Annotated in this window: 15 protein-coding genes; 7 read left to right on the top strand and 8 right to left on the bottom strand. The window is 70.8% G+C overall.

What is annotated here, in order from left to right; all coding sequences use genetic code 11:
• Window positions 1-48 precede the first annotated feature (48 nt).
• From G4D85_RS31140 to G4D85_RS31130, 3 genes are all read right to left on the bottom strand, one after another.
• The gene (locus tag G4D85_RS31140) at window positions 49-687 is read right to left on the bottom strand and encodes a hypothetical protein (protein ID WP_164017664.1); all 639 of its coding nucleotides are present in this window, start codon (window positions 685-687) and stop codon (window positions 49-51) included.
• A 151-nt stretch (window positions 688-838) separates the two neighbouring features.
• Window positions 839-1,438 (bottom strand): hypothetical protein, encoded by a 600-nt coding sequence (locus G4D85_RS31135; RefSeq protein WP_164017663.1) that lies wholly within the window; start codon window positions 1,436-1,438, stop codon window positions 839-841.
• Window positions 1,439-1,504: 66 nt separating this feature from the next.
• Window positions 1,505-1,714, bottom strand: a complete 210-nt coding sequence (locus G4D85_RS31130) for a hypothetical protein (RefSeq protein WP_164017409.1) — start codon at window positions 1,712-1,714, stop codon at window positions 1,505-1,507.
• Window positions 1,715-2,047: 333 nt separating this feature from the next.
• On the opposite strand from G4D85_RS31130, the gene G4D85_RS31125 reads away from it, so the two are divergent.
• Window positions 2,048-2,911, top strand: a complete 864-nt coding sequence (locus G4D85_RS31125; RefSeq protein WP_164017662.1) for an exonuclease/endonuclease/phosphatase family protein — start codon at window positions 2,048-2,050, stop codon at window positions 2,909-2,911.
• Window positions 2,908-4,632: a carboxypeptidase-like regulatory domain-containing protein gene (locus tag G4D85_RS31120; RefSeq protein WP_164017661.1), complete on the top strand. Its 1,725-nt coding sequence runs from the start codon at window positions 2,908-2,910 to the stop codon at window positions 4,630-4,632. The genes G4D85_RS31125 and G4D85_RS31120 overlap by 4 nt, the downstream gene beginning before the upstream one ends.
• Window positions 4,633-4,707: 75 nt before the next feature.
• Here G4D85_RS31120 and G4D85_RS31115 read toward each other — a convergent pair whose 3' ends face one another.
• Window positions 4,708-5,307: a MarR family winged helix-turn-helix transcriptional regulator gene (locus G4D85_RS31115; RefSeq protein WP_164017660.1), complete on the bottom strand. Its 600-nt coding sequence runs from the start codon at window positions 5,305-5,307 to the stop codon at window positions 4,708-4,710.
• Between the two features lie 304 nt (window positions 5,308-5,611).
• Here G4D85_RS31115 and G4D85_RS31110 point away from each other — a divergent pair, with 304 nt between their 5' ends.
• Complete coding sequence (locus G4D85_RS31110) at window positions 5,612-6,367, top strand: peptidoglycan-binding protein (protein ID WP_164017659.1); 756 nt, start codon at window positions 5,612-5,614, stop codon at window positions 6,365-6,367.
• Window positions 6,368-6,412: 45 nt separating this feature from the next.
• On the opposite strand, the gene G4D85_RS31105 is transcribed toward G4D85_RS31110, so the two are convergent.
• The 4 genes from G4D85_RS31105 to G4D85_RS31090 all read right to left on the bottom strand — a co-directional run bounded on the left by G4D85_RS31105 (window position 6,413) and on the right by G4D85_RS31090 (window position 8,936).
• Window positions 6,413-7,042 (bottom strand): EcsC family protein, encoded by a 630-nt coding sequence (locus tag G4D85_RS31105; protein WP_164017658.1) that lies wholly within the window; start codon window positions 7,040-7,042, stop codon window positions 6,413-6,415.
• A gap of 28 nt (window positions 7,043-7,070) precedes the next feature.
• Complete coding sequence (locus G4D85_RS31100) at window positions 7,071-7,511, bottom strand: hypothetical protein (RefSeq protein ID WP_164017657.1); 441 nt, start codon at window positions 7,509-7,511, stop codon at window positions 7,071-7,073.
• Window positions 7,512-7,598: 87 nt separating this feature from the next.
• Entirely contained in the window at window positions 7,599-7,991 is a 393-nt protein-coding gene (gene panD / locus G4D85_RS31095) for an aspartate 1-decarboxylase (protein ID WP_164017656.1), read from the bottom strand.
• Between the two features lie 102 nt (window positions 7,992-8,093).
• On the bottom strand, window positions 8,094-8,936 hold the full coding sequence (locus G4D85_RS31090; RefSeq protein WP_164017655.1) for an LEA/WHy family protein: 843 nt from the start codon (window positions 8,934-8,936) through the stop codon (window positions 8,094-8,096).
• Window positions 8,937-9,053: 117 nt separating this feature from the next.
• Here G4D85_RS31090 and G4D85_RS31085 point away from each other — a divergent pair, with 117 nt between their 5' ends.
• From G4D85_RS31085 to G4D85_RS31070, 4 genes are all read left to right on the top strand, one after another.
• Window positions 9,054-10,571 (top strand): alpha/beta hydrolase, encoded by a 1,518-nt coding sequence (locus G4D85_RS31085; protein ID WP_164017709.1) that lies wholly within the window; start codon window positions 9,054-9,056, stop codon window positions 10,569-10,571.
• 1 nt (window position 10,572) lies between these two features.
• Window positions 10,573-11,307 (top strand): ABC transporter ATP-binding protein, encoded by a 735-nt coding sequence (locus tag G4D85_RS31080; RefSeq protein WP_164017654.1) that lies wholly within the window; start codon window positions 10,573-10,575, stop codon window positions 11,305-11,307.
• Complete coding sequence (locus G4D85_RS31075) at window positions 11,304-12,476, top strand: ABC transporter permease (protein WP_164017653.1); 1,173 nt, start codon at window positions 11,304-11,306, stop codon at window positions 12,474-12,476. The genes G4D85_RS31080 and G4D85_RS31075 overlap by 4 nt, the downstream gene beginning before the upstream one ends.
• A gap of 103 nt (window positions 12,477-12,579) precedes the next feature.
• The gene (locus G4D85_RS31070; RefSeq protein WP_164017652.1) at window positions 12,580-13,098 is read left to right on the top strand and encodes a DUF2378 family protein; all 519 of its coding nucleotides are present in this window, start codon (window positions 12,580-12,582) and stop codon (window positions 13,096-13,098) included.
• Window positions 13,099-13,110: the final 12 nt, after the last annotated feature.

Below are 13,110 nucleotides of genomic sequence, written 5' to 3'. Positions count from 1 at the left end.
AACTTAGTTGCAATAGATGTTCGGTCGCGTTCGCGTGCCGCGGGGTGGCTAGGGCAGGTGTTCGATGACCAGGCCGAGCTCGGACAGTGACGTGGGGCCGAGCGTGAGCGTGTACTGGACGCGGTCCGTCAGCTCGTAGCCGACCATGTGCTTCAGCCCGTCGCAGTGGTCATCGGTGGCGCGGGTGCCGGCCGGTGCCACCGGGGCCTGGATGGCGGTCTCCACCAGCGAGATGGGGACGTCCGGGGTGCTGAGGTAGACGACGAAGTTGCCGGTGGCGAAGGCCTTGTAGCTGAAGGTGCCCACGTACTGGCCGCCCTCCTGCCGCAGCTTCACCGTGTAGTACGTGTGGAAGTCGTCCACGCGGGGCAGGCGACTGGTGGAGGCGGTGACGGTGACGTAGGGCCCGTTGGAGACGTGCCAGCAGGCGTGCTCGCCGTTGTCTCCGAAGCTGAAGCCCTCGCTGGGGACGTAGTCCGGGTCCGTCTCGCACGCGAGGCCCTCCGCGGTGGCCCGGTAACCCCGGTTGCAGTGGCACCAGTCCCCGGTGGCCTCACGGTGGATGTGGCCGTTGGGCGCGCAGGGGTCCGGCGGAGGCTCGACGATGGGGAGGGGCTCGTCACCGCCACAGGCGGTGAGCGCCAGGGCACACGCGGCCAGGGCGAGGACGCGGAGGAAGGGGCTCATGAGCCGTTCCTAGTCGGATTCATGATGTAAATGCAATCGTGATGCAGTTGATTCTGAATGTGCGAAACGCGAGGCCCACGGGAGGTGTGCCTCCCGCGGGCCTCCACCCGGCGGAGAAGAGCGCGCCGGGTGCCTTGGAGGGTGGTGCTGACTACTCGGCGTGGTCGTGGGCGGCTTCTTCGACGACGAGCGTGAACTCGGAGTTCCGCTCGGCGATGGCGAGGAACTGGAGGTAGTACTCCGTGCCGCCCTCGAGGTCCGCGAGGATGCCCGTCTTCAGGCTGCCGCACACGGTGGAGGGCACGTTGTAGCGGCACTCCCGGGCGACCTCGGTGCCGGTGGCGGCGTCGAAGATGCGCAGGCCCCGGTGGCGGGACACGAGGAAGGCGAACTCGCCGGACTCGTCGGGGATGAAGGCCACGCGCCCGCCCCAGCCGCAGTACCAGGCCGCCGGCAGGGTGATGTTGTACGCGGTGTGGGGAGCGCTGACGTCCGCGAACACGGGCGCGCCCAGGGCGGCGGCCGTGACGGGCTCGAAGGGGCCGAGCTCCGCGTGGAGGCAGGCGTGCTCGGTGACCTCGCCCAGCTCCACCGGGTCGCAGGCGGCGAGCAGCCCCTGCTCCTGGGTGGTCAGGGTGGACTCCGAGGTCGTCTCCGCGGACGTCTCCTCGGCGGGAGCGCCGCAGCCGGCGAACAGGGCCGCCGCGCCGCTGGCGAGCAGGGTCTTCTTGAACAGGTGCAGGGTCTTCATGGGTGCTTGCTCCTTGTTGGAACTGCTGGGGGAACTGCCGGTACGACAGGGGTGGAGGCCCTGGCCTCAGGGAGTGTCCGGGCGCAGGACGACCCACGAGGCGACGACCTCACCCGAGGCGAGGCGCTCGGGCGGAAAAGGTGGCGGGCGCGCCTTCCGCGCCAGGAGGACGGGCTCGTCCCGCGTCAGGGGCTCCAGCGGACGGTGGAGCCACGCCGCCGTCAGGTCCGCCAGCACCAGGCCGGTGCCTCCCATGCTCCAGATGAGCCTGCTCACGAAGTCCCTCTCCCTCTGTCGCGCGCCGGGCCCGGTGTCGTGCGTCGCCATGGACGGGCGATGGGGCCGCCGCGTGCGCATCGCGAATATGCAACTGAGATCTAAAAGTAATCAAGTTGCATTTATGGGGCAGAGGGGCGGCTGGCCCGGGCCCGTGGGCGACGGCGGTGTCGCGCTCGCTCAGGGGAGGGTGTGCTTCGACCTTGGTTGTTTCTTGATTTTCAAGAACGTTGGTTGCCCGTAACGCCCTGAATCCATTACGACGGACTCCGCGCGCGAGGTTTCGCGCGTGCGTCCGTCCCCCGCGGCCGCCCCCTTCTCCGAGGTGTCCGAATGAGACTGCCGTCCTTCCTGCTGCGCGCGGTGGTGCTGGTCGCTCTCGCAGTTCCCTCGCTGTCGCAGGCGGCTTCCTACCTCCGGGTGGTGAGCTGGAACCTCCGCCACGAAGGTTGGACGGACGAGCAGACGTACCTGGATGACGCGAAGCAGATCTGGAACCAGTTCGGCGCCAACAGCACGTCCAACAACGGCTGTGACGTGGTGTTCCTCCAGGAGGTGATGAACACCAGCGTGATGCCCGCGATTGCCCAGGCGCTCACGCAGGTATCCGGCGTGTCGTGGAGCTACGCGCAGACGCCGCTCATCGGCCGCTCTTCGTACAAGGAGATCTACGCGGTGCTGTACCGGACGGACACGGTGTCGCTGCTGTCGTCCGCGGTGTACAGCGACAGCGGCGACAAGTTCGAGCGCGAGCCCCAAATCGTGAAGGTGCGGCACACGCCCACGGGCGCGGACTACACCTTCATCAACTGGCACGCCATCTGGGGCACCGCGGCCGAGCGCGACGTGGAGGTGCGCAACATCGACACCGTGTTCAAGTCGGTGCAGGACGGCAGCAGCAGCGACCAGGACGTCATCCTCGTGGGCGACCACAACATGGCCTGCACCGGCGCCTCCTGGGCCGAATTGAAGGCGTTGTCCCCGGCGGTGTCCTGCAGGCTGGACGTGCTCACCTCCCTCAACCTCAGCGGTGGCTACGTGAGCGCGTATGACCACTTCTGGATGCAGAACACGTACGTGACGGAGTTCTCCACGACGGGCCGGGACTACGTCAGCAGCACGACGGACTTCGTCAGCCGGCTGTCGGACCACGCGCCCGTCTACCTCTCCCTGTACTCCAGCAGCGACACGGATTGAGCCGCGCGGTCCGCACAAGGCCGTGGGGCCTGGTCGCCGCGCTCGCGGTGGCCGGACTCCTGCTCGGGTGGTGGTGGCCGCGCGCTCCGGAAGTCACCTCCGGGCCGTCGCGCGCGGCTGCCGTCGTCGCGGCGGAGGCCGTGACACCGGAGCCTTCCGTGCCTTCGTCGCCCGCGCGTGCCGAGCCCGGAGGCTTGCGGCTGCGGGCGGTGCTGGAAGGGGAGCGTCCGTTCCAGGGCGAGGCGCGCGTGGGCGCGGCGCTCATCTCCGAGGAGGACCGCCTGATGTGGGAGGCGGCGAAGCGCGAGGGCGGTGGCGGCGCCGGGCCCTCGCGGCTGGAGGACCTGGCCAACGTGGCGGAGTGGCTTCCGGCGACGGTGACGCCGTCCGCTTCGGGCGGGACGCTGGGTCCGGAGCCGGTGCCGGTGGCGCCGCGCTACCGGGTGCTCGCCTGGGAGCCGGATGGGACGTTCTGGTGGGGCGACGTGGTGCCCGAGGACGCGCCGACGGCGGGAGTCCTCGACGCGGGCGTGCTGCGCGCGCGGCGGCCCACGGGCGTTCGCGTGCGGCTGGCGGGCGCACGGCCGGAGCACGGCCCGTTCTCCGTGAGGCTGGAGCGCGTGGTGGACGTGGACTCGCGCGGCGCCGAGCGCGCGAGCGAATTGCTGCCGGTGCTGCGACACGTGGCGCCGGGCGTGGAGGCGGCGCTGCGGGAGGGCACGCCCCTGCCGCTGTCGGTGGAGGAGGACACGTCGCTCCTGCCGCTGCCGCCGGACCCGGCCGTGCGGCTGTGGCCGCGGAGCGCCTCGGGACGCGAGGGCGGGCCGGTGGAAGTGCCGCTGCGCGAGGGACGCGTGGAGCGGGTGGTGCTGGACGTGGATGCGCTCTTCCCGCAAGGCGTGGGCGGCACGGTGACGCTGCGGGGGCGGGTGTTGCTGGAGGGCTCGGCGAAGCCTCCGCCCGGCGCGCGGCTGCTGGGGCCGGAAGGGGAGGCGCTCGCGCTGGAGCAGGATGGGCGCTTCACCGCGCCGGGGCTGCCTTCATGGAAGCCGTCGCGCTTCACCGTGGAGGTGGAGGCTCCGCGCTCGGGACGGCCGGTGGCACCGGCCCTGCGGGAGTTCGACTTCACTCCGGAGGCTGGCGCGTCCGACGCGGAAGTCACGTGGCGCGTGCCGGCGTTCCGGTGGCTGGTGCTGCGCCTGGACGGCTTCACCCGGGGACAGCTCCAAGCGCATTCCCGGAGGCCCTATCCGGTGTACCTGCTGCAGCGGCGCGAGGCGGACGGAGCGTGGCTCACGCACCCCGCGGAGTTCTTCCAGGACGAAGAGGAGGGCGTGGCCGTGTCGCTGCTCCAGCCGGGGACGTACCGCGTGCTGGCCGCCGCCTCTCCCCATGAGGTCCATGCCAGCACCCCGGCGGAGCTGGGGGGAGAGTCTCTGGAGCGCTCCGTCACCGTGCGCGTGGACGAGGCGGGCGTGCCCTGCGAGGTGCGCGTCACGGCGGCAGGTGCGCCGGTGTATGGAGCGCTCGTCACCAGCGCCAGCGGCCTGGGCTCGCTGCCACCGGCGCGGGGCCATACGGACGCGGAAGGGCGCTGGCGGCTGGGCCGTGTGCGCGCCGACTCACTCCACCTGGAGGTGGAGGCGGACGGCCGTGCGCCGTGGGTGGGTGAAGCCAGCGCGGCCTGTCAGGCGACGGGCGTGGTGGAGGTGCGGCTGTAGCCGCACGCATCCTTTATATGGGGCGCAGCCAGCGCGGCTGGCGTCGCCCGCATCATTATATAGGGGCCGTCGTACTCAGGCCGCGTTGGCGGTGATGGCGTCAGGCTCGGCGCGCGTGAGCATGGGCCGCGGCGCGCTGGTCCTCGACGCCGATACCTCGGCGGTGTCGGGAGCCTCCGCCTCGGTCTCCTCGGTGGCGGCCTGCTCCTCGGCGCGGTTCCAGCAGCCCATCGCCTGCACCCAGCCCTCCAGCATGTCCATCAGCTCGCTGCGCTGCTCTCCTCCGAGCGGCAGCAGCAGCTTCGCCATGCGCTCCTGCACCACGGAGTCCGCCTGTTCCGCCAGGGCGCGGCCCTGCTCGGTGAGGCGCACGCGCACGCGCCGCCGGTCATGCCGCACCGAGCGCTCGCGCTGGACGAGCTTCGCGTCCTCCAGCCGGTCCAACAGGCGGCTGAGGCGGGGAAGGGCGATGCCGCCGAGGCGGTCGGCGAGGACGTTGACGGGCAGGAGGCTCTCCGCCTTCAGCCACCAGAGGGCCTGGACCTCCATGGGGTCCAACTCCGTGTGAGGCAGCGCGCCCAGGGGGCTGCTCAGCGCGCCGCAGCGCGCTACGTCGATGATGAGATTCCGCAACCTCGCGACCTGCACCCGCACTTCCATCGAGAGTTCGGACATCTGCACGCCTCCGCGGGTACCGCGACCCCTCCGGCAGAGGTCGGTCAGCAGCCCGCCATCGAGGGGGCACTCGCCCCGCCTGGGACTGGAAACGTCTGGTGCGGGGAGGCATATCGGACCCTTCTGAAATCGCCGGATGTTCACCGGGAGTCGGGGGGCGGACGGGGCCACCCTGAAGGCGGAGCGCGGCGTTGAGGGGCCGGCAGCCTCCCTGTCCCCGGCGCCAGGAGTCGCCTCGTTGGGGCATCCCCAACATGGAGGGGGACGTCGGCGCCGGTCGGGGCACCACGGGGAGACGGCACGCATGGCGCGAAGGCTGGGCCTGGGGGACACGGGGCCCGAGGTCCAACGGCTTCAGGAGCTGCTCACGCGGTGGGGTTACCCGCTGGGCGCGGACGGCGACTTCGGGGAGGCCACGCGCGCGGCGGTGGTCGCCTTCCAGGCGCAGCACCTGGATGCCAATGGCGAGCCGCTGGTGGTGGACGGCCTGGTGGGACCCACCACATGGTGGAGCCTGACGCACCCGGCGCCCCTCTTCTTCACGGCTCCCGTCATCGACTTCACCCGGATGGCGCTGCCCGAGCTGGGCGGCAGCGAGCGCGGGCGGCACGCGCTGGCCCTGGCGATTGAGGAGCTGAAGGCGGGCGCGGGCGAGGAGGGCGGCCCCGGCGTGGGCCCGTGGATTCGCAAGTACCTGAACGGCCTGGCGCCCGAGGGCAGCTCGTGGTGCGCGGGCTTCGTGAGCTGGTGCTTCTGGCAGGACCCGGGTGGCCCGCCCTTTCCCTATACCGTCAGCGCGCGGAAGCTCCTGGGCGAGCTGGGCCAGCGGGGTTGGGCGCACCTGTCCGGGGAGCGCTACCTGCCGGAGCCTGGGGACCTCGTCGTCTGGGCCCGCGCGGACTCGGACGGCCGCGAGGACCACGTGGGGCTGGTGCACCACGTGGCCTACGGAATCCTCTACACGGTGGAGGGCGGCCACGGCCCGCGCGTGCAAGGCTTCAGCTACCTGCTCAGCCACATGGAGCGGCTGCTGGGCTACGCGCAGGTGCCCGGGCCCTGAGCCGCGCCCTCGCGAGGCGCGCGGAGGCTCGGGGGCTGGAGGGCGTCAGCTCCCGGTGGCCTTGCGCTGGGCCTTCGCCTTGGCGTGCGCCTTGTCGAAGCCTTCGTAGAAGCGCACGGCCTGCTCGCCCACCATCTGGATGTGCTGGTTGTTGAAGTACGCGGTGACGGGCGCGGCCACCAGCGGCATGGCGCGACCCAGCGTGTGCATGCCGCCCTTCTCCAGCAGCATGGCCCCCAGCTTCCCCACCACCTTGGGGCCCGCCCGGTGCAGCGGGCCCAGCCCGTTGGCGTAGCCGAAGAGGTCCAGCATCTCCCCGCGGGCGCGCTCCGTCTTGAGGTTCACCTTGTAGAGGGTGGCCACGTCGGTGAGCAGGATGATTTGCAGGTAGGCCATGAAGACCAGGTCCGCCGGCAGCGCCACCAGGCCGAAGACGCCGCTGACGCCGCCCACCATGCCGGCGAGGTTCTTCTTCTCGTCGATGAGCCGCTGGGCCAAATCCTTGGGCGCGGACTGCGGGTAGCGCTTCTCCAGCTCCGCCACGCGGACGCGGGCGCGCGCCACCTCCTGCAGCACCACGTCCGACAGCTTCGCCGAGCCGAGCTTCTTCAGCTCCCCCGGGCTCAGCATCTTGAGGAAGGCCAGCCGCTCGGCCACGCTGTCGTAGAAGCCCATCCGTTCCGCTCCTTGTCCCGCCTGTCCCTTAATAACCCCGCTCGGACAGGTAGAGGTCCACCAGCGCGCCCTCTTCGTACCAGGCGTGCCGCATCTCCACGTTGAACCAGCGCGAGTCCGGCTTCGCCCCGCGCACCTCCAGCTTCACCTGGTTGGGGGACGTGTCGATGACGGCCGCGCGCGCCTTGCACGCGGAGCCGGGCTCCTCGCCGTAGCCCCCTTCCAGACACACCTCGTCGCCCACGGACAGCCGGCGCGTGTACTCGGTGCCCAGGTACATGGCCTCGTCACAGGCGGCGCGGGCGTTGGACTTGCCGTGGTCCGTGCACCTGTCCTTCGGCGGCGCCTTCACGACGGGGATGGCCCCGTAGATGGGGTCCTCGTCATTGGGATTGGGGCGGAACGAGCCAATGCCCGAGCAACCCGAGAGCACTGCCAGCGCACTGGCTGCTGCCCACATCCGCCTCATCGTATCGACGCCTCCGGGGCCTGCCGCCCCATCACTAAAGATGGGCGGAGCATGGCAAAAGGCGTCCGGTGGGGCAAAGCGGGGGGCTCAGGCCGAGCGGCGCTGCGGCCCTGGAATCTCTTCGTGGAGGCCGGGGACGATGCGATTCTTTCCGTCCACGAACACCACGGTGGGCTTCCAGCCGGCGAGCTCCGCCTCTTCCACCTCGGCGAAGGTGGCCAGAATCACGAGGTCGCCAGGCTGGTTGAGGTGGGCCGCCGCGCCGTTGATGCAGATGACGCCGCTGCCGGACGGGCCCTCGAGGGCGTACGTCTCCAGGCGGGTGCCCCGGGTGACGTTCCACACCGCCACCTTCTCGTAGGGAAGGATGTCGGCGGCGCGCAGCAGGTCCCGGTCGATGGTGACCGAGCCCTCGTAGTCCAGGTCTGCCTGGGTGACGGTGGCGCGGTGAATCTTGGACTTGAAGAGGATGCGGCGCATGGGTGGTATCAACCCCGGAAAGGGGACGACCCACCGTAACGTCAAGGGCGCCCCAGGACAACCCTGGGGTTCAGTCCTCGCCGCTTGGGGTGCAAGCAGGCGTCACTTCACGAAGTTCACGAGCTGACTGAGGTTCAGCGGCACGGACTGGGCGTCCGAGGTGAGCTTTCCGTCCAGCTTCACCTGGGCGTTGCCACCCGAGCGCAGGGCCATGGCGGCCGAGGCGACGTTCAGGAGGTTGATGGTGAGCGGCAGCGTCACCTGCTTCGTCCCGCTGCCGTCCAGCAGGCCCAGGTTGCCTGTGGACAGGGTGCCCACATTCGCCCCGGCCACCTTCAGGGCGCCCGTAATCCCGGCCACCGGCAGCGGGAAGCTGTTGCGGTTCTTGATTTCGAGCGGGAACTCCACCGTGGCGCTGGTGCCGCTGATGCCCTTGATGCGGGGCGCCTGGAAGGAGACCTGCGGAATCTTGGGCACCTCGAAGGTGCCCTCCTTCGACAGGGGGAACTTGAGCACGCCGATGGGCGTCTTGATGCCCACGCTGCCCTCGGCCTTGTAGCCGGCCCTGTCCTTGTTGAGGAAGGTCTCCACCACGGGGACGATGTCCGCGAACTTCACGTTGGCGGGGAACACCAGCTCGCTCTTGCCATTGGACTTGAGCGACAGGCCCTTCTTCGGCTTGCCGGCCACCACCTGCTTGCCCTCGACGAAGAAGGAGTAGTCCACCGAGGCCAGGTCCAGCCCGAAGCCGTTGGGGTTGTTCACCTCGTAGACGAGGTCGACGGTGGCGTCGGACAGGGACGCGCTGGAGAGCCGGGCCGTCTTGAAGGTGAGGGTGGGCTTCTTGAAGGCCCCCTTCAGGAGGTTCTGGAGCGCGGCGCAGCCACTCAGCGTGGTGAGGGAGAGGACGGCCAGGACGAGGAGGGCGCGTTTCATCGTGGGCATGGGCGTATCACCGGACGCGCCTTTCTAGCGCGGCATTCAACGGCGCCGAAGCGGCGTGGCGGATGGGTGTACCGCGCCGCCGGGCGGATGGTATGTGGCAGACCTCCCCGCACCATGATGGAGGCACCCTTGCCCGGGGTCCGGACACACATCCCCCCCTCTCCTCCTTCCAGGTGCTGGCGGTGGCTGGCCCTGGGGCTCACGGCGCTGATGCTGGCGGGCTGCTCGCAAGGTGGCTCCTCGGCTCCGGATGCGCGGAAGCTGACGCTGACGCCCTGTCGGCTGAAGGGGCTGGCCAGCCAGGCGCTTTGCGGCACGTACGAGGTGTACGAGGACCGCGCCGCGAAGACGGGCCGGAAGATACCCCTGCGCGTGGTGGTGGTGCCGGCGCTGGCCTCGCAGGCGGAGCCGGACCCGCTGGTGCTGCTGGCGGGAGGCCCGGGCCAGGCGGCGACGCGCGTGCAGGTGCTGCTCGCGCTGGACCGCATCCGCCGCAAGCGCGACATCGTCCTGGTGGACCAGCGCGGCACCGGGGACTCGAACCCGCTGGAGTGCGAGCCGCACCCGCTGGAAGAAGGGCTGGCGGCGCGCTTCGCCGACACCGGCGCGGTGGAGAAGCTGCGCAAGTGTCGCGAGGGTTGGGCCGCGGACGTGCGCCACTACACCACGCCCATCGCCATGGAGGACCTGGACGAGGTGCGCGCGGCGCTGGGCTACGACAAGGTGAACCTGTGGGGCGTGTCCTACGGCACGCGCGCGGCGCTGGTGTACATGCGCCAGCACCCGGAGCGCGTGCGCACCGCGATTCTGGACGGCGTGGCGCCCATGAGCCTGTACCTGCCGCTGAACGCGCCCCGCGACGGGCAGCGCGCGCTGGAGTCGCTGCTGGCCCACTGTGAGAAGGACGCGACGTGCGCGAAGGCATACCCGGACCTGCGGCCTCGCACGGAGGCGCTGCTGGAGAAGCTGGAAGCGGAGCCCGCGCGCGTCCGCGTGCCCCACCCGCGCACCGGCGTGCCGGAGGATCTGGTCCTCTCGCGCCGGGCCTTCCTCTCGGAGCTGTTCAGCCACCTCTACAGCCCGGAGGTGGCATCGCTGGTGCCGCTGATGTTGGACACGGCGACGCGCGGCGAGTGGGCGCCCTTCGTGGCGCTGAGCGTGGGCCTGTCGGAGAGCTCGGGCCACACGGTGAGCCATGGCCTCTACTACGCCATCGTCTGCGCGGAGGACGCGCCCTTCTTCGACGCGGCGGCGGTGGAGCGCGAGGCGAAGGGGACGTGGTTCGGCCCGGACATGGGCCGCGAGGTGCTCGACGTCTGCCAGGGCTGGCCGCGCGCGACGCTGCCCAAAGGCTACCGCGAGGCGGTGGTGTCGGACGTGCCCACGCTGCTGCTGTCGGGAGAGCTGGACCCGGTGACGCCGCCCGCCTGGGCCGAGGACGCGAAGCGCACGCTGAAGAATGGCCTGCACGTGGTGGTGCCCGGCGTGGGCCACAACACGCTGGGCGCGGACTGCGCGCGCTCGCTGATGGTCGACTTGCTGACGCGAGGGAGCGTGGAGGGGCTGACGCCCGCCTGCGGCTCGAGCCTCACGCGGCCTCCCTTCTTCACCTCCTTCGCCGGGCCGGTGCCTTGAGATGATTGAAGCCAGGAACCTGCACAAGCGCTTCGGCCGGGTGACGGCGGTGGAGGACGTGTCCTTCACCGCGGAGGACGGCGTGATTACGGGCCTGCTGGGCCCCAACGGCGCCGGCAAGACGACGACGATGCGCATGCTCTACACGCTGGTGCGGCCCGACGGGGGCACCGCGCTGGTGGACGGCGTGGACGTGGTGCAGCGGCCTCAGGACGCGCGCCGGGCGCTGGGAGTCCTGCCGGACGCGCGCGGCCTCTACCCGCGCCTCACCGCCCGTGAGCACGCGCGCTACTACGGCGAGCTGCATGGGCTGTCCGGCGCGGCGCTGGACAGGCGCGTGGACGAGCTGCTGGAGCTGCTGGACATGCGGGACATCGCGGACCGGCGCACCGAGGGCTTCAGCCAGGGCGAGCGGGTGAAGGTGGCGCTGGCGCGCGCGCTGGTGCACGGGCCGCGCAACGTGCTGCTGGACGAGCCCACCAACGGCCTGGACGTCATGAGCACCCGCGCGGTGCGCTCGCTGCTGCGGCGGCTGAAGGCCGAGGGGCGGTGCGTGGTGTTCTCCAGCCACGTCATGCAGGAGGTGGCCGCGCTGTGTGACCGCATCGTCGTGGTGGCGCATGGCCGGGTGGTGGCGGACGGCACGCCGGACGCGCTGCGGGCGAGCACCGGCAAGGACAGCCTGGAGGAGGCCTTCGTGGCCACCATCGGCAGCGAGCAGGGGCTGATGCAATGAGGCGGCTGGCCCTCACCGTCTTCCGCAAGGAGCTGAAGGACCACCTGCGCGACAGGCGCTCGGTGCTCACCGCGGTGATGTTCCCGCTGCTGGGCCCCGTCGTCTTCCTGGTGATGTTCAACCTGCTGGCCTCCTGGTACCGGCAGGACCGGCCACTGGAGCTGCCGGTGGTGGGGCGCGCCCATGCCCCCAGCCTGATGAGCTTCCTGGAGCGCTACGGGGCGACGCTGACCGAGGCGCCGGAGGACTACGAGTCCCGCATCCGCGCGGGCACGCTGGACGCGGTGCTGGTGGTGCCGGAGGACTACGGGAAGGAGTACTCCTCCGGACGCACCGCCGAGGTGCAGCTGGTGGTGGACAGCTCGCGCCAGTCCGCGCGCCACACCATCCTGCGCGCGCGCCGGCTGCTGGAGGCGTACGCGCGGTTGTTGGGCGACCAGCGCCTCTACGCGCGAGGCATCGCCCCGGAGCTGGCCATTCCCGTGCGCGTGGAGGAGCTGGACCTGTCCACGCCGGAGCGCACGGCGGCGGGCGTGCTGAACATGGTGCCCCTGTTCCTGGTGCTGGCCGCCTTCGCGGGCGGCATGCAGCTGGCCAGCGACACCATGGCGGGCGAGCGCGAGCGCGGCTCGCTGGAGCCGCTGCTGCTCAACCCCGCGCCGCGGGGCGCGGTGGTGGCGGGCAAGTGGCTGGCCACCGTCGCCATGGCGGCGGGCGCGGTGCTGCTGACGCTGGTGGCGTACCTGCTGGTGGTGCGGCGCGTGCCGCTGGAGGACCTGGGCGTGAAGGCCCGCTTCGACGCGCCCGCCGCGCTGGGCATGGCCGTCGCGGTACTGCCCCTGACGCTGGCCGCGTCCGCGGTGCAGATGTGGGTGTCCACCTATGCGCGCTCCTTCAAGGAGGCGCAGACGTACCTGTCGCTCCTCATGGTGGTGCCCATGCTGCCGGGCATGGTGCTGGCGCTGTCGCCGCTGCAGACGAAGCCGTGGATGTTCGCCGTGCCGGTGCTGGGGCAGGAGTTGCTGGCCGGCGAGGTGATGCGCGGGGAGGCGCTGGGGCCGCTGCCCTTCCTCATCGCCGCCGCGTCCAGCCTCGTGGTGTCGGCGGTGGCCCTGCGCTTCACCGCCCGCCTGCTCACCCAGGAGCGCATCATCTTCGGGCGCGGCTGAGGGTCTCTGAGCACCCCTCCGGGTCAGTTCGCGCGCCTGCTTCGGGGCGCTTCCGTTTCCATTCGGACGGTGTGAGGCTGACACGCTGATGCCTTCCGAGCCGATGAGCCGCGCAATGGTGTTCGAGTGCCTCTTCCTCAAGGGGCTGAACGCGGACGGAGCGCTCGCGGGCCTGCTGCGCGCCGAGGGCGTGGATGTGCACTCCCTGGAGAGGGAGTACCCCATCCGGGTGCTCAACCGGTGCGTGGACGTCACCTGCGCGCACCTGTACCCGGACCTGCCGATTGAAGATGCGCGGCTGAGGCTGGGCCGCAGCTTCGTGCAGGGCTTCGTCCAGACGCTGATGGGCCGGGTGGTGGCGGCGGGCCTGCCCATGCTGGGCCCGGTGCGCTACCTCAAGCGCTTCCCGGACCACGTGCTGTTAGACGACTCCCCGCTGAAGGTGGCGCTGGTGCAGCTGGGAGAGCGCACCTTCCGCATGGAGTTCCGCAACGACTTCCAGGTGATGTCGGGCTTCATGTCGGGCGTCCTGCTGGAGTGGCTGAAGCTGGCGCGCGCCGAGGCGACGATTACTTCCGAGCGCCACTCCCCCATGAGTTTCGATCTGCACATCACCTGGTAGCCCCACGGGGCG

It is taken from the genome of Pyxidicoccus trucidator, from assembly GCF_010894435.1.
Classification (GTDB): Bacteria; Myxococcota; Myxococcia; order Myxococcales; family Myxococcaceae; genus Myxococcus; species Myxococcus trucidator.
Note: the sequence above shows the minus strand (reverse complement) of the source record. Positions and strands in the feature narration are given on the sequence as shown.